A 16,033-nucleotide genomic window follows, 5' to 3' on the forward strand; every position below is an offset into this window, starting at 1 on the left:
AGATGGATCGTGCAGAGCTCAAAACGAAGGATTACCCGCTGTATATCCACGGGGAATGGATCCATACCGAAGAGAGAATTCCGGTTGCGCATAAATACACAGGGCAGGTCATTGCCACGATTGGGAAAGCGTCTCGCCATCACGTGGAGGAGGCCGTCACCTGGGCGCTGCATACCTTTCGCACGCAAAAGCTGACCCCTTCGGAGAGGAGCGATATCCTGCTTCGGGCCAGTCAGATCGCGAGCAGCAGGCGGGAAGAGCTGGAACTGTCGCTCGTGCAGGAAGTGGGCAAAACCAGAAAGGACGCGCGTGGGGAACTGGATCGGGTCATTCATACACTGCGCCTCTCGTCCGAGGAAGCCAAACGAATCTGCGGCGAAATGGTCCCGCTCGGTGCCGCCCCGGGTTCTGAAAATCGCCTGGGCTTCGCCATTCGCGTGCCGAAAGGAGTGATTGCGGCGATCACGCCATTCAATTATCCGCTCTTGCTGAGCACGCACAAAGTGGCGCCTGCCTTGGCTGCGGGAAATACCATCGTCCTGAAGCCGGCCACTGCCACGCCGATCGCCTCCTATTTGCTGGTCGAGATTCTCGAGCAGGCCGGCTTGCCCAAAGGATTTGTGAACATCGTAACCGGTTCCGGCAGTCAGGTAGGCAACTGGCTCTTGGAAGACCCCCGCATCGCGATGTACACCTTTACCGGTTCGGCGGAAGTGGGGACAGAGATCAAGCAGAGGAGCGGATTGCGCCCGGTCGCCTTGGAGCTGGGCAATAATTCGCCCAATATCGTACACGAGGATGCCGACTTGGAGCAGGCAGCCAAGCTGATCGCACAGCGGAGCTTTCACAATGCCGGGCAGGCGTGCATTGCGGTGCAGAGAATCTTCGTGGCAGAAGCGGTCCGCGAGGCATTTACCGAGAAGTACCTAAGCGAAGTGAGAAGCCTCCGCGTAGGGGATCCGGAAGACGAAGCGACGGATGTCGGCCCGATGATCAGCGAAGCGGAAGCGATGCGGGCAGAAGCATGGGTACAGGAAGCCGTCCAGCAGGGGGCTGAGCTTTTGCATGGCGGACATCGAGAGGGGAGCATCATGCATCCGACGGTGCTGGCGAAGACGACGCCGGAGATGAAAGTAAACTGCCTGGAGGTGTTTGCCCCCATCGTCACGATCATTCCCTATCAATCGATTGACGAAGCGTTTGCCGCTGCCAACGCATCCGCCTACGGGCTGCAAGCCGGCATCTTTACCAATGATTTGAATCTGGCGATGAGAGCGGCCCGCGAGCTGGAATACGGCGGTGTCATCATCAATGACGTATCCACGTATCGCAACGATGTCATGCCTTACGGCGGCATCAAGAACAGCGGACTGGGAAAAGAAGGCCCTCATTACGCCATCGAAGAGATGACCGATCTGCGGATGGTCGTCATGAATCTGAAGCAGTAGGGGAGGGGAGTGCATGTTGTTAAAAGGAAAGACCGCGTTCGTCACCGGCGGCGGCTCGGGGATGGGAAAAGCCATCAGCAAGCTGTTCAATAAGCAGGGAGCTCAGGTGGCCATCGTCGACTGGATTGGGGAGGCTGCTGCCCATACGGCTGCTGAATGCGGCACAGCCGTGATGCCCCTTACAGCGGACATGTCCCGGGAAGAAGAGGTAGCCGCAGCAGTCGCCCGCACCGTGGAGGAGTTCGGCAGTATCGACATCGTCGTCAACTCCGCCGGGGTGCCGATGGCCTTCACCCCGGTTGAGGAAGTGTCGCTGGAGCAGTGGCATCGGACGATGGATATCAATTGCACATCGATTTTCCTCACGGCGAAGTACGCTGTCCCTCATATGAAAGCAAAACAGAGCGGCTCCATCCTCAACATCTGCTCAATTGCGGGTGTCCGGGCGCGCCCCGGATTGAACGCGTACTGTGCGTCAAAAGGGGCGGCCATCATGCTGACGAAGGCGCTGGCGATCGAGCTGGCGCCGTACCGGATTCGCGTCAACGGCATCAATCCCGGACCAGCCGAAACCCCGATGCTCAGCCAATTTTTGCAGGGCGACGCCGAACAAAAAGAACGGGATACCAAGGAAATTTTTCTCAGTAGTGTGCCGCTCGGCATGCTAATCCAACCGGAAGATATTGCCGAGGCCGCGCTCTACCTGTGCAGCGATCTGGCCAAGATCGTCACGGGGGAGATCGTCAATGTCGATGGCGGGCGAGGAATCTGAGGAGACAGGGGGAGACGGCATGACGAAAGAACCCATCATTCGTGTGGACAATGTCACGTTTTCTTATCAAGTGAACCAGGAACAGGTCATCCCCGTTTTGCATGGCGTCTCTATGGAAGTTTTTTCAGGTGAGTATCTGGCGATTATCGGGCATAACGGCTCGGGCAAATCGACGCTTTCGAAACATCTGAACGGGATCTTGACGCCACATCAGGGAGACGTCTGGGTAAACGGGATCAATACGAGGGAAAAAACGCGCATCCATGAGATTCGCAGTCAGGTCGGAATGGTCTTTCAGCATCCGGACAATCAGCTTGTGGCGACCATCGTCGAGGATGATGTGGCCTTTGGTCTGGAAAACATCGGCGTTCCGCCGGATGAGATGAGCGCACGGGTGAATGATGCCCTGGACGCGGTCGGGATGAGCGCGTTCCGGCATCGGCCTCCGCATCATTTGTCGGGCGGTCAAAAGCAGCGGGTGGCGATCGCCGGAATTTTGGCGATGAAGCCGCGCTGTCTGGTCCTGGATGAAGCGACCAGCATGCTGGACAGCTATGGCAGACAGGAGATTTTGCAAGTCGTTCGCCAGCTCCATCGGGAAGGGATGACGATCGTCACCGTCACGCATCACATGTCCGAGGTGGCAGAAGCCGACCGCGTGCTGGTGATGGAAGGGGGACAGATCGTGATGGAGGGGACTCCGCGGGAGGTGTTTGCCCGGCAGGATCGCCTCCGGGAGCTCCATCTCGACGTGCCGGACGCGAGCCGGATCGCCCAGTTGGTCCATGCGCAAAACAGGGCCTTTTCTCCCGATCTGATCCACAATCACGAAATTGTGGACGAAGTACGGCGGCTGCACGTCAGACGGGCGGAGGCGAGCGGCACATGACCCAACCGATTCTGAAGACGGAGCGTCTCTCGCATGTGTATATGAGCGGAACCCCGCTGGAGCACCGGGCGCTGGACGATGTAAGCATCCAAATCGAGGCGGGGGAATGCGTCGCCATCATCGGCCACACCGGTTCGGGCAAATCGACGTTGATCCAGCATTTTAACGGGCTCATTCGGCCCCAATCAGGAGACGTGATCATTGAGGGGAAACACGTCTCCGATTCGAAAATCGATGTAAAGGCTCTCCGCCGGCAAGTGGGACTGGTCTTTCAAAACCCGGAGGACCAGATCTTCGAAAAGCTGGTTGGTGACGATATCGCCTACGGTCCGTTTAAGATGGGGCTTGCGTTGGATGAGGTTCGCCGCCGCGTCCAGTGGGCGATGGAACTGGTCGGCCTCTCCTTTGACGAGATGAAGGATCGTCCTACCTTTGCGCTCAGCGGCGGGCAAAAACGGAAAGTCGCCCTGGCTGGCGTCCTGTCGCTGCAGCCAAAGATACTGGTCTTGGATGAACCGACCGCCGGACTCGACCCCCGCTCCCGTCAGGAGCTCTTGGGGCGGATCAAGCATTTGAATGAAACGGAGGGGCTTACCGTCATCTTCGTCAGTCACAACATGGAGGAGGTGGCGGAGCTGGCCGATCGCGTCTATGTCATGGGACAGGGGAAAGTCGTCTGCGAGGGGACGCCCCGTGCGATTTTCAGCAATCAGGAACTGCTCCGCACCCATCAAATCGGAACGCCCGAGAGCGTCGATATCCTGTATCGGCTGCAAGCGGCCGGCTATCCGGTCAATCCGGGCGCCTATCTGGCCGAAGAAGCGGCAGAGGAAATCATCACGATCATCGGGCGATGAGAGGAGGGATCTACAGGTGTCACAAGAATTTGAATTGACGCGAAATATAACGATTGGCCAGTATCTGCCCACGGGATCGGTTATCCATCGTCTGGACCCGCGGTTTAAATTGGCCTCATTTGTCATCATGATCATCGCGATTGCGATCTGCGGCACCTATATCGGCAATCTGTTCGCTTTGCTCGTCTGCCTGCTGATGTTTGCACTGGCGCGCATCCCGCTTCACTACGGAATCTCCGGCGTGAAGCCGGCCGTGCCGTTCATTATCATATTGGCGCTGATGCAGCTGCTGTTTTACGGAGAAATCGCGCAAGGTGGCACGATTTTCTTTCAATACGGCTTCGTCACCATCTCCAGCGAAGTGATCAGGCTGGTGGTCGTCTCCGCCATGCGGTTTGTCGAAGTGATTTTCCTCTCCAGCGTGCTGACGCTGAGCACTTCGACGACGGAGCTGACGCATGGGATGGAGCGCCTCCTGGGACCGCTTGAGAAAGTAAAATTTCCCGTCCACGCTTTTGCCTTGATCATCACCATTTCGATACGCTTCGTGCCGACCTTTGCCATGGAAATGGAAAAAATGATGAAAGCGCAAGCCTCGCGGGGGGCCGAGTTTGGCACCGGCCAGTGGTGGCGGATTATCAAGCGGACGAAGGACATGTTTCCGATCATCGTCCCGCTGTTTAACGTCGCGCTGTCCCGGGCGGAAGACCTGATCCTGGCGATGGAAGCGCGCTGCTATACGCCGGGCGCTGTCCGCACGCGCTATGCCCACTACAAGGCCGCTCCCAAGGATTTCGCCGCGATTGGCGCAAGCGTGCTGCTCTCCGCCGTGATATTGGCAATACCGTGGTAGTTTGCGCAGGGAATTCTCCCTATCACCGGGGATTCCAATAAAAGGTACAAAGGAGGAAGAAGCATGGAAAAAGGCTTGACCGTACGCAGGATTGTCATCGCGGGTGTGCTCGGAGCCATCGCCATTCTGCTGGGAGTGACGCGGCTCGGTTTTATTCCCGTCCCCACAGCGGCAGGCAATGCAACGATCATGCATATCCCGGCCGTCATCGGCGGGATTATGGAGGGGTGGGGCGTCGGGTTAATCATTGGTCTTATTTTTGGTGTCTCTTCCTTTTTGAATGCGACCGTCCCCCTCTTTAAAGATCCGCTGGTAGCCATCCTGCCGCGCCTGTTCATCGGGGTCACGGCCTATTTCACCTACGTCGGCTTGAAGCGGTTTAACGAGTATGCGGCGATCGGTGTGGCAGGATTTGTCGGCTCGATGACCAACACCATCCTGGTTCTCTTCATGGCGGTCGTGCGCGGCTACATGCCTGCAGGGGTGGCGGCATCAGTCGCCGTCATGAGCGGCTTGCCGGAAGCGATCGTGTCCGTCATCGTGACGCTCGCGGTCGTGGTCGCCTGGAAGAAGCTCGGCTCCTCGGGAAAACAAAAGTCAAAAATTTCTGGAGGTTTGTAGCATGTCAGGCACCATTACGGACGTGCCCGGGATTCGCGTAGGGCATGCAGAAGACACGAATGCTTGGACCGGGTGTACAGTGGTGATCGCGGAGGATGCGGCCGTATGCGGCGTGGATGTCCGGGGCTCGGCCCCGGGCACCCGCGAAACGGATTTGCTGGACCCGGTCAATCTGGTAAGCCACGTGCACGCGATCTGCCTGTCGGGAGGCAGCGCCTACGGTCTGGATGCAGCCAGCGGCGTCATGGCTTACCTGGAGGAACAGGGCATCGGGCTTGATGTCGGCTTTGGCGTCGTGCCGATCGTTCCGGCTGCTGTGCTGTTCGATCTCTCCATCGGCAATCCCAAGGTTCGTCCGACGCGGGACATGGGGTATGCCGCTGCCAGCCTTGCCAGCAAAGAGCCAGTGGCACAGGGGAATGTCGGCGCTGGGGCGGGAGCAACTGTCGGCAAGCTGAACGGCTTTTCGCAAGCGATGAAAAGCGGGATCGGTTCGGCATCGCGGGTGCTGCCAAACGGCTTGGTTATCGGAGCGCTCGTCGCCGTCAATGCGGTCGGCCATGTCAAAGACCCGGACAGCGGGGAGATTCTCGCGGGTCCGCGAGATGAAGAGGGCGGGATTGTCGACAGTCTCGAACTGATGCAGCAGCATGCCTTCAACCTGATTCCGCCAGGCACCAATACCACCATTGGCGTAGTCGCCAGCAATGCAGTCTTGACCAAGGCGGAGGCCAAGAAAATTGCCCAGATGGCCCATAATGGGCTGGCTCGCACCATCTGGCCCATCCACACCATGTACGACGGCGATACGTTGTTTGCGATGGGAACCGGGCAAGTCAAGGCGTCGATTGATCTGATCGGGACTTTGTCCGCGGAGGTGCTGGCCGAGGCCGTCGTCCGGGCGGTGCGCACTGCCCAACCGGCGGGAGGGCTGCCCGCTTGCAGCAGCATGCAGCGCACAGAATGAGAAAGGAGCGATCGCATGGTCCACCAAGTGATTTCCAGCGTCGATGAAAAAGAAGTGGTTCGTCTGACTCAGGAGTTGGTTCGCATCCCCAGCGTCTACCGGCCGGGTATGACTGACGGCAATGAAGAGAGAGTCGCCCGGTTCGTCGCTGATTATTTGCGCCAGATGGGGCTTCAGGTGCATTACGAGGAAGTGGTGCCGGGGCGGCCCAATGTAATCGCCTTCTACGACTCCGGCCGTCCGGGCAAGACGCTCCTCTTTGAAGCGCATACCGATGTCGTCACCGAGGGAGACCGCGAAGCCTGGAGCTACGACCCCTTTGGCGGACAAATAGCCGGCAATCGCATCTACGGACGGGGCTCCTGTGATACCAAAGGCAATCTGGCGGCAGCGATCTGCGCGGTGAAAGCCATACAGCGGGCGGAAATCCCTTTCTACGGCAAAATCCTGCTCTGCATCCCCTGTGACGAGGAAGGCATGATGATCGGGATCAAGGATTTTATCCGCAGGGGCTGGGCCAAGGGCGTGGACGCGGCGATCATCTGCGAACCGGAGGAGAATCAGCTGTGCATTACGCAAAAAGGAGCCATCCGGGCGATCCTCCGCACGTACGGCAAAATGGCCCACGGGGCAATGCCCCTCACTGGCATCAATCCCAATACGCGCATGGCCCGCGCGATCGTGGCACTTGAGGAGCTGGAGCGAAAAGAGATGGCCCGGCTGGGAAATCACCCGATGCTCGGCTGGCCCAGCATCACGCCGACGATCCTGCAAGCGCCGGTGAAGGGAGACGCCCAGATCAATGTCGTGCCTGATCAATGCATGACGACGCTGGACATCCGTACCGTGCCGGGACAGGAGCACCAGGCCTTGGTTGGGGAGATGAATCAGATCCTGGAGATGCTGGCCCGCGAGGATGAGCACTTCAAAGCGACGCTGGAAGTCATCGAGGAGCGGCCGTGGACCCTGACCGCGATGGAGGAGCCGATTGTGACCGCTGTCGCCGACGCCTACCGGGATTTGACGGGAAAAGAGCCGGTGTACAATGGTGTGCCGGGTGCCACGGACGGCACTTTCCTGCACCAGGCAGGCATCCCCATCCTGACGACGGGTGCTGGCGACCGGCATATCCCGCATCATGCAGATGAATACGTAGAGATCGATCAGCTGGTTGAATCGACACAGTTATTCGCCTTGTCGGCGTTGCTGTACCTGACGCAGCCGGTCCACCGTTAAGGGAGTGCCCTTGCCGATTGTTGTCGGCGGGGTTTTTTCTTTTCCAAAGCAGTGAAAAAGTTCTGGCAATTTTTTCATCGATAAAACTTGCTCTTGCCATAAGTTTTTTTTTACAATAAGGAGATAGGTCGACCATGATGAAGGGGGCGTGTCCTTGTGGATATGCGTTGGAATTTAGACGGTTTGTATACGTCTTTTGAATCACCCGAATTACAGCAAGATTGGGAGAAGCTCTCCCGACTGATCACGGAATTGCAGGAATGGACCAGAGAAAATCTGCAATCCGATGCCGAGCCTGTCGCGAAAATGGAAGCGTACATAACCCAATTGACAACCATTCTGCAGGTCCAATCGCGTCTGTACAGCTTTGCCGAGCTGACCGCCAGCGTGGATGCCAAGAATGAAAAAGCGCTGCAACTGGTAGAGCGGATTCAAGATATGGCAGTAGAACTCGTTGAGCCGGGTGTTCTCTTTCAGAAATGGCTGGGTGGCATAGAACAGTTGGACCGCTGTATCGAAGCGTCTCCGCTGCTTGAAACCCATCGCTATTTCTTGACGGAAACCGCAGAGAAAAGCAAGTATTTGCTCAGTGAAAAAGAAGAGATCGTTCTCGCCAAGATGAAGAATACCGGCTCCAATGCCTGGTCCAAGCTGCAAGAGATGCTGACCTCCACGCTTTTGGTCGACATCCAGGTGGACGGAGAAGAGAAGCAGCTTCCTCTGCCAATCGTGCGCAACATGGCCTATGAGAAAGATCCGCAGGTGCGCAAAACCGCGTATGAAGCGGAGTTGGCCGCGTATAAAAAAATCGAGGAATCGTCGGCGGCCAGCCTGAACGGGATCAAAGGTGAAGTGATCACCGTATCCAAACTGCGCGGCTATGCGTCTCCCTTGGAAAAGACGCTTCTCGACTCCCGCATGGACCAGGAGACCCTGGACGCGATGCTGACCGCCATGCGCGAAAGCCTGCCCGCTTTCCACAAGTATTACCAAGCGAAGGCAAAACTGCTCGGCCATGAAAAAGGTCTCCCCTTTTACGATCTGTTCGCACCTGTGGGCGAGGCAGATATGCGCTTCACCTATCAGGAAGCGCGCGATTTTATCGTGAAACATTTCGCTAGCTTCAGCGACAAGCTGGCCTCGTATGCGGCGCGCGCTTTTGACAACCGCTGGATCGATGCGGAGCCGAGAGAGGGCAAGCGGGGCGGAGCCTTCTGCTACAATCTCCATGTGATCAAGGAAAGCCGCATCATGTCCAATTTCACAGGCAGCTATAACGATGTCAGCACGCTCGCTCACGAATTGGGACACGGGTACCACGGAGAATGTCTCGTGGAAGAAGCATTTTTGAACAGCGATTATCCGATGCCCATCGCCGAGACCGCATCGATTCTCTGTGAGACCATCATCGCCAAAGCGGCCCTGGAGCAAGCGTCCGAAGAGGAAGCCTTTGCGATCCTGGAGAACGATCTCTCCGGAGCGGGACAGGTCATTGTGGATATTTACAGCCGCTTCCTGTTTGAGTCGGAGCTGTTCAAACGTCGCGAACAAGGCTCCCTCTCCGTGAACGAACTGAAGTCCATCATGCTGCAGGCCCAAAAGGACGCCTATGGAGACGGCCTGGATCACGAAGTGCTTCACCCGTACATGTGGGTGTGCAAGCCTCACTATTATTACGCAGATTTGAATTTCTACAACTTCCCTTACGCATTCGGCCTGTTGTTCGCCAAAGGCCTGTATGCGGTATACCTGGAGCGCGGCGACTCGTTCGTCCAGCAGTACGATGAGCTATTGGCAGTGACCGGCAAAAAGAAAATCGCCGATGTCGCGGCCATCATGGATGTCGATGTGCGCTCGGTTGACTTCTGGCGCGGTTCCCTGCAGCTGATTCAAGAAGACATCGAGCGCTTTGTCCGCCTGGCAGATGCGAAAAAGTAAAAATCCGAGCGGAAAGCCTGTCATCCGCCGTTTTACCGAGGACCCGGAACGTTTGTATCCGGGTCTTCTTTTCATGCAGGTGCAATCCGGGGTATAGAGACAAAATTGCAGGGGCACCCTATGATCGCATAGGGAATCATCAAGAACTTGTTGACGAGGTGATACTGTGTTGAACGGCTTGCAAATACTGGACTTACTTCGGGAAACGGAAAACAAAATGCTGCATTTACATAAAGCCATTGACCGTGTAAGCAACGAGCCTGATTTCAGAGAATCGGTCAGCGTGCTGACAGAGGTCGTGCGCGATTATCAAATGCAGCTGGACAAAATGAAGCACGCACTGCGGAACGTCGAAATAACGAACCAGCATCAGCAGCACGGCAATCAAGAGCATCAGAATACGCAGCACTAGCCGAGTGAAAGCCTTCCTATCGGTACGGGAGGGCTTTTTTTTTGGGAGCAACCTACCGTTTTTTGCAAGGGAGGTAGACCCATTTTTTTGCAGCCCGGCTTGGCAGTCCTACGAAAATATTCGGGTTTTCCGGTGCGAGTTGCAGGACTCCAATCGGAAAATGATGGGAGGAAGGGTATATTTCTCTCGTTAGATTACAGTTGCATGACAACGGGGCGGCTGGTTGATGCAGGAGCAGGTGACTATGGTGGGTGGCGAAATTCTTGCTTATAATGACCGACAAGCGTTCCCTCTGGGAGCAGCCATGATCACAGGATGGGAGAAGTCTTATGGGAAAGACATGGATTCGAAGGCGGATCGGATGGCTCTTTCTCACGGGATTCGCGGGGCTGGCCACCGGGTACCTGCTATGGGGGCCGACAGCGGCTCAGGTGGACGCCCACCAAACGGAGGAAGGGTACAGCCTGAAATTCCGCACCTCTCAAACCGACATGCAAGTGTATGAGGAGGGCGAATGGAGACCCTACTTTGTAAAAGGGATCAATCTGGGAGCATCGCTTCCCGGGCGCTATCCGGGAGAGCTTCCGATCGCAAAGGAGGATTACCTGCGCTGGTTTGGCATGATGCATGAATTGGGGACAAGGGCTGTCCGCATCTACACGATCCATCAGCCTGTCTTCTACGAGGCTCTGGTGGAGTTTAACCGGAAGCATGCAAACGACCCTCTCTATCTGATTCAAGGGATCTGGTCGCCGGAAGAAGCGCTCATCGAAAAAAAAGACGCTTTTCTGCCGGAGATTCGCACGGAATTTCGCAATGAGATCGAATATGCCGTCGGTGCGGTCTACGGGGACATCACTATACCGGAGAGAAGCGGAAAAGCGAGCGGCACCTATTCCGCAAATGCCGGACCGTATTTGCTGGCATGGCATATCGGAACCGAATGGGACCCCGAGATGGTAAAGATCACCAACGAGAAGCGGGCGGAGGAACCACGGTATCAGGGTGACCATTTTCAAGCGAGTGCCGAAGCGTCCGCTTTTGAGTCCTGGCTCGCGGAGATGCTAGATCTGGCCGCAGAGCAGGAAGCGATGCGCGGCTGGCAGCATCCTGTCACGTTTACCAATTGGGTAACCACCGATCCGTTGGAACACCCCGGTGAACCGATGCTTCACGAGGACATGGTCAGCGTCGATCCGACGCACATCGAGCCGATCCGCTGGGAGGCGGGATATTTCGCCGCGTATCATGTCTACCCGTATTATCCGGATCTGTTTCGCTATGATGTCAGCTTACAGAACGTTCGCAATCAGAAGGGCGAAGTGGATACGTACAAGGCCTATTTGCGAAAACTGCGGGAGCACCACAGCGAGATGCCCGTGATGGTAACCGAATTCGGCGTCCCTTCTTCAGTCGGCGCGGCCCATCGCGGTCTGTTGGGGCGGGACCAAGGCGGACATGACGAGCGGGAGCAAGGCCAAATCAATGCGGACCTGCTGCGTGAGATCTACGAGGAAGGTTACGCGGGCGCCATCCTGTTTACCTGGCAGGATGAGTGGTTTAAACGGACATGGAACACCATGCGATTCGAGCTCCCGGAGGAGAATCGGGCCTATTGGAAAAACGAGCTGACCAATGAATCGTTCTTCGGTCTGCTGGCGATGGATGCCGGTTTGGAAAACATCTTGAGCATCGACGGGGACGTGGAAGATTGGGACAAGCTGAAAGACAATGTGAAAAAGCACATGAATGGAACGATGCCGGGAATCCGCGGGATGTGGATGACCCATGACGAGGCGTATGTCTACTTCCTCCTGCGACTGGAGCAGCCGCTTCGCCCGGAGCGGGAACATGTGGTGATCGGCATAGACACGATACCAGGCGGCAATCGGGAAGCGCAGGAATTGCCCGGCCTTCGCCTCGACGAAGGTCTGGAGGCCATGATTCGCCTCGGCGACAGCGATGAGAGTGAAGTGAAGATTGCTTCCAACTACGACTTCCACAAGCGTCTGTACGGCAAACGCTATGGCATGCTTCCTTACCCGGATGAGGAACAGCGGGATAACTCTGGCCTGTTCCTGCCATGGAAGCTGGCCGTCAGCTTGGAGATGAGTCCGCCGGATACCAAAACAACACATCCCTTAGAAGAAATGACCGTCGGACAGCTGAGGCGAGGCACCACCGTGCCGGGCAAACAAGGGTACAGCTCGCAGGCAAACTGGGAGACCCGGGGAGAATGGCTGGAACTGCGCGTGCCTTGGATGCTGCTGGGCTTTACCGATCCAAGCACGAGTCGGGTGATGCGGTATCCGAGCGGAGAAGGCAGTTTGACATCCACGGAATCGGAGGGCATCCGCGTGCTCGCGATGCTCCAGGAGAAAGCGGAAGGGAGCATAAAAGGAGTGAGGGCAGGACAGATCATCCGGCTGACCGAGCTGGATCGCTACTCCTGGCCCGTATGGAGCCTCCCCCGTTTTTCGGAGCGGAAAAAAGAGAGCTTTTCCCTGTATCAGAAAGCCTTGGATTCCATACCAACCTATCGGTAAAAGCTGGAAAAGGAGAGGAGGGCGCGAGGATGTTTCAGCATATTGAGGCGGCGTATCTATTCCTGCTCGTATCATCCGTCTTGATCGTGATCGGGGTTTTGATTCTCTTGTTTTTGAAATACAGGCAAACGTATCTGACGCGCGAAAAAGAGCGTCTGCACCGCAAGCATAAGGAGTATGTCGCCTACGTGCTCGCCCATTTGGATGCCGATCAGCCGCTGGAGATGCCGGTCGGCCCGCTGGAAAAGCTGGATTTGATCGTGCTGGAAGAGTTGCTGATCGAAATTGCCGAACGCGTAAAAGGGAAACACCGCATGAAAGTAGGGGAGCTCTTCGAAAAACTGGGGTTGCCTGAGCTGGAGATAAGCCGCTTGCAGCAGCTCCCCGGTCCGATGCGCAGTGATGCCGCCTACAAGTTGGGGGCGATGGGCTACGAGAAGGCGACGCCTGCCTTGTTCGCCGCGTGGGAGTCGGAAAAGGACGAGGCTGGCCGCTATATTATCGCCAGAGCCATCGCCCGTTGTACGAAGACCGTGGCCGATTTGCGAAAGATGGTGGAAAACATGATCGCATGCGGAGCGGACTCCCCGCGGCTGTTGGCGGAGCTGCTGCAAGATTCGCCGCTCGATCTGCAGCCGCTGCTGCGCGAATGGATGACGAGCGAAGATCATCGCTTTGTGCTGGTTTCCCTTGCATGCCTTCCCGCCACGGCAGTGGACGAGGGATGGACAGAGTGCTTGTGGAGGCAGGTCCAGTCTGTTGAAAAAGAAGTTCGAATCCAGTCTGCCAAGCGTCTGCTGACCGTAGATGAACTCGCTGCGGACCGGATTCAGGCGCTGTTGACCCACCCCGACTGGGAGATCCGTGCACTGATCGTCAAAGCGATCGGCGGCTGGCAGAAGGAGAGCTATGTGCCGGAGCTCCTCGCCGCGATCGAAGATGAAAACTGGTGGGTAAAATATCACGCGGCGCGCAGCCTCGTCAGAGTGGGAGAGGAAGGTTTCCGCGCCCTGTGCGAAATCGCGGCTCGCACGACGCGCAAGGAAACAGCCGATCTCGCGCTGCAGCTGATCCAGGAAGCCTTGCGGGAGGAGCGCTCCTCACTTGCCTCGGCTAAAAATCACAGCACCCGGCGCACCATTTACAACGATACGTTCCAACGCCAACAACAGCGAGTCATCTCATGACGGGAGGTGAGGCACGATGAGAGATTTTTTGCTGGGATACGGAATGTTTGCGATGTATTACGTGTTTGTCGTCAATTCCCTCTATCTCATCATCAACATCTTTTCCCATGTGAATATTTACACAATTATGAAGCGTTCCCGCTTTTCCCGCTTTCAGTCGCTGGCCGGTTCGACGAGAGTCCCGCCGGTCTCTATCCTAGTACCCGCCTACAATGAAGAGCTGACCATCATCGAAAACGTCCGTTCGCTCCTCGCCTTGCGTTATCCGCAATTCGAGGTAATTGTCATCAACGACGGGTCCAGAGACGATACTTTGGGAGTCTTGATCCGAGAATTCGGACTGGTGCGACAGACACACACCTACGTGCGCAATGTCGTGCCAGCCAGTCCAATCAGCGGCATCTACCACAATCCGCAGTATCCGCAGCTGTTCGTGATCGATAAGGAAAACGGCGGGAAGGCGGATTCGCTGAATGCGGGCATCAACTTTTCGCACTATCCGATGATCGCCTCCATCGATGCGGACTCGCTTCTGGAACGCGATGCGCTGATTCGCATGGCCCAGGTGTATATGGAAAATCCGGAGGAAACGATCGCGATCGGCGGAAATGTCCGCATCGCCAACGGCTGCAAGATCGAGGACGGACTGGTGAAAGAAGTGAATTTGCCGAAAAAGCTGCTGCCCATGTTTCAGACCATCGAATACATGAAGGCTTTTCTCGGGGGCCGGATCGGCTGGAGCTCGATCAACGGATTGATTATCGTTTCCGGTGCCTTTGGGCTTTTCCGCAAAGATTGCGTGATCGAAGTAGGGGGCTATCGCGAGGGGTACCCCGGTGAAGATATGAACATCATCATCAAGCTGCACAAGTACATGCTGGAAAAGAAACAGAAATACCGGATCGCCTTTTGCCCCGATGCCGTCTGCTGGACCCAGGCACCCGATACGCTGCACATCCTGTCCAGCCAACGGAAGCGCTGGGGGCGGGGAAATTTGAAGAACATGATCGAGTACCGGCACATGCTGTTTCATCCGAAATACAAGGTGATGGGCATGTTGACGATGCCCTACAACGTCATGTTTGAGACGCTGAATCCGTATTTCAAGCTGACCGGCTTTCTCGCCCTGCTCGGCTACAGCTACTACGACATGACCCATGCCCATATCGTGCTGGTATTTATGGCGGTCAACCTGATCTACGGCTATCTGCTGACGATCAGCGGTATTTTGCTGGAGGAACTGGCGTTTCGCAGATACACGCGGATGAGTGATCTGGTCAAGCTTCTCGGGTACGGCTTTCTCATGTTTTTCGGCTACTATCAGTTGGGCGCCATCTGGCGTGTACTCGGACATATCGATTTTCTCCGCAACAATAATACCTGGGGAGTCATGACGCGCCAGAGCTGGAAGGTCGAAACCAGGCAGCAATCTTCCTAGCTTCCCAAAAAGGAGTGACTTTCTATGAATCCGGTAGAGAAGTCCATGGCGAAACCGCCGGGCTTTGTTGAAAAGCTGCGATATCTATTCCGGTACTATGAAGCGAGCAAAATGGCCTGCGGAATGATCGCGATCCGCTGCCGGCATCGCGGAGATCCCGAGTGGAAGGAATTGCAGGAGTTTCTCGCAAATCAGCGGCCTGAATTGGCGGCGTCATTCTGTTACGAGGAGAATGCAAAACGTCTGGTGATCCTCGCGGAAGAGTTGACGGTGGCAGAAACACATTACCTGGCGATCGTGATCAAAGAGTATTTGCAAAGAACCGAACAATTGGCGGGAGGCGCCGCGGTGGCCGCCTACCCGGAAAGCGGCGATGCCATGGAGGAGATCCTGATGGAGATGACGGAGCGCTTGAACCAAAAGCCCTTTCCACACGCGGGAATCCAAGTCGTGCTCAGGCCCGAGGAAAAATGGGACCGACCGCCTCGATTGCTCCTGGTAGAAAGCGATCCTGTGATTCAGCAAATCCTCTCCGTCCGTCTAGCCAAAAACGGCTATGAAATTTTCCAGGCCCTAGACGGCAAAGAGGGACAGCAAAAAATCCTGCAGGTGCAGCCTGATCTGATCATCACCGAGCTCACCCTGCCTGTGATGAACGGCTACCAGCTGATCGACTGGGTGCAAAGACAGCACGGGCAGACCGCCGCTTGCAAAATCGTCGTACTGACGGACCGACGCTTGGAGGAGGACATGTCGCATTGCTTCCAAAAAGGAGTGGCGGACTTCTTGACCAAACCGTTTTCTCCCGTCGAGCTGGATTGGCGAATCAAACGACTACTCATCTCGTAGTTACTCATTCAACCGGAGGG

Annotated in this window: 14 protein-coding genes; all 14 read left to right on the forward strand. The window is 56.3% G+C overall.

Features of this window, described 5'->3' with window-relative positions; translation table 11 throughout:
* The first annotated feature begins 2 nt into the window (after window positions 1–2).
* The 14 genes from JD108_RS11340 to JD108_RS11405 all read left to right on the forward strand — a co-directional run bounded on the left by JD108_RS11340 (window position 3) and on the right by JD108_RS11405 (window position 16,013).
* Entirely contained in the window at window positions 3–1,448 is a 1,446-nt protein-coding gene (locus JD108_RS11340; RefSeq protein WP_198829904.1) for an aldehyde dehydrogenase family protein, read from the forward strand.
* Between the two features lie 13 nt (window positions 1,449–1,461).
* Entirely contained in the window at window positions 1,462–2,220 is a 759-nt protein-coding gene (locus tag JD108_RS11345; RefSeq protein ID WP_198829905.1) for an SDR family oxidoreductase, read from the forward strand.
* 19 nt (window positions 2,221–2,239) lie between these two features.
* Window positions 2,240–3,109 carry an energy-coupling factor transporter ATPase gene (locus JD108_RS11350; protein WP_198829906.1) on the forward strand — a complete coding sequence of 290 codons (870 nt, stop codon included), beginning with the start codon at window positions 2,240–2,242 and terminating at the stop codon, window positions 3,107–3,109.
* On the forward strand, window positions 3,106–3,966 hold the full coding sequence (locus JD108_RS11355) for an energy-coupling factor transporter ATPase (protein ID WP_198829907.1): 861 nt from the start codon (window positions 3,106–3,108) through the stop codon (window positions 3,964–3,966). Before JD108_RS11350 ends, JD108_RS11355 begins: the two co-directional genes overlap by 4 nt.
* A 16-nt stretch (window positions 3,967–3,982) precedes the next feature.
* Complete coding sequence (locus JD108_RS11360; RefSeq protein WP_198829908.1) at window positions 3,983–4,819, forward strand: energy-coupling factor transporter transmembrane component T family protein; 837 nt, start codon at window positions 3,983–3,985, stop codon at window positions 4,817–4,819.
* A gap of 63 nt (window positions 4,820–4,882) precedes the next feature.
* Window positions 4,883–5,440, forward strand: coding sequence for an ECF transporter S component (locus JD108_RS11365; protein WP_198829909.1), 558 nt, complete (start codon window positions 4,883–4,885; stop codon window positions 5,438–5,440).
* A 1-nt stretch (window position 5,441) separates the two neighbouring features.
* Window positions 5,442–6,407 (forward strand): P1 family peptidase, encoded by a 966-nt coding sequence (locus JD108_RS11370; RefSeq protein WP_198829910.1) that lies wholly within the window; start codon window positions 5,442–5,444, stop codon window positions 6,405–6,407.
* 15 nt (window positions 6,408–6,422) lie between these two features.
* Window positions 6,423–7,643: a M20 family metallopeptidase gene (locus JD108_RS11375; protein ID WP_198829911.1), complete on the forward strand. Its 1,221-nt coding sequence runs from the start codon at window positions 6,423–6,425 to the stop codon at window positions 7,641–7,643.
* A 156-nt stretch (window positions 7,644–7,799) separates the two neighbouring features.
* A complete protein-coding gene (locus JD108_RS11380) occupies window positions 7,800–9,581 on the forward strand; it encodes a M3 family oligoendopeptidase (RefSeq protein WP_198829912.1) in 1,782 nt (593 codons plus the stop codon).
* 166 nt (window positions 9,582–9,747) lie between these two features.
* On the forward strand, window positions 9,748–9,993 hold the full coding sequence (locus JD108_RS11385; RefSeq protein WP_198829913.1) for a hypothetical protein: 246 nt from the start codon (window positions 9,748–9,750) through the stop codon (window positions 9,991–9,993).
* Window positions 9,994–10,322: 329 nt separating this feature from the next.
* On the forward strand, window positions 10,323–12,539 hold the full coding sequence (locus JD108_RS11390; RefSeq protein ID WP_198829914.1) for a hypothetical protein: 2,217 nt from the start codon (window positions 10,323–10,325) through the stop codon (window positions 12,537–12,539).
* Window positions 12,540–12,568: 29 nt separating this feature from the next.
* A complete protein-coding gene (locus tag JD108_RS11395) occupies window positions 12,569–13,726 on the forward strand; it encodes a HEAT repeat domain-containing protein (RefSeq protein ID WP_198829915.1) in 1,158 nt (385 codons plus the stop codon).
* A 16-nt stretch (window positions 13,727–13,742) separates the two neighbouring features.
* A complete protein-coding gene (locus tag JD108_RS11400) occupies window positions 13,743–15,164 on the forward strand; it encodes a glycosyltransferase family 2 protein (protein WP_198829916.1) in 1,422 nt (473 codons plus the stop codon).
* 24 nt (window positions 15,165–15,188) lie between these two features.
* Window positions 15,189–16,013: a response regulator gene (locus tag JD108_RS11405; protein ID WP_198829917.1), complete on the forward strand. Its 825-nt coding sequence runs from the start codon at window positions 15,189–15,191 to the stop codon at window positions 16,011–16,013.
* The last annotated feature ends 20 nt before the right edge of the window (window positions 16,014–16,033 follow it).

This window comes from Brevibacillus composti, from assembly GCF_016406105.1.
GTDB classification, from domain to species: Bacteria; Bacillota; Bacilli; order Brevibacillales; family Brevibacillaceae; genus Brevibacillus; species Brevibacillus composti.

Coding starts and splice junctions, on each gene's coding strand:
- JD108_RS11340 (WP_198829904.1), top strand. CDS start 3: ATGGATCGTGCAGAGCTCAAAACGAAGGATTACCCGCTGTATATCCAC.
- JD108_RS11345 (WP_198829905.1), top strand. CDS start 1,462: ATGTTGTTAAAAGGAAAGACCGCGTTCGTCACCGGCGGCGGCTCGGGG.
- JD108_RS11350 (WP_198829906.1), top strand. CDS start 2,240: ATGACGAAAGAACCCATCATTCGTGTGGACAATGTCACGTTTTCTTAT.
- JD108_RS11355 (WP_198829907.1), top strand. CDS start 3,106: ATGACCCAACCGATTCTGAAGACGGAGCGTCTCTCGCATGTGTATATG.
- JD108_RS11365 (WP_198829909.1), top strand. CDS start 4,883: ATGGAAAAAGGCTTGACCGTACGCAGGATTGTCATCGCGGGTGTGCTC.
- JD108_RS11370 (WP_198829910.1), top strand. CDS start 5,442: ATGTCAGGCACCATTACGGACGTGCCCGGGATTCGCGTAGGGCATGCA.
- JD108_RS11375 (WP_198829911.1), top strand. CDS start 6,423: ATGGTCCACCAAGTGATTTCCAGCGTCGATGAAAAAGAAGTGGTTCGT.
- JD108_RS11390 (WP_198829914.1), top strand. CDS start 10,323: ATGGGAAAGACATGGATTCGAAGGCGGATCGGATGGCTCTTTCTCACG.
- JD108_RS11395 (WP_198829915.1), top strand. CDS start 12,569: ATGTTTCAGCATATTGAGGCGGCGTATCTATTCCTGCTCGTATCATCC.
- JD108_RS11400 (WP_198829916.1), top strand. CDS start 13,743: ATGAGAGATTTTTTGCTGGGATACGGAATGTTTGCGATGTATTACGTG.
- JD108_RS11405 (WP_198829917.1), top strand. CDS start 15,189: ATGAATCCGGTAGAGAAGTCCATGGCGAAACCGCCGGGCTTTGTTGAA.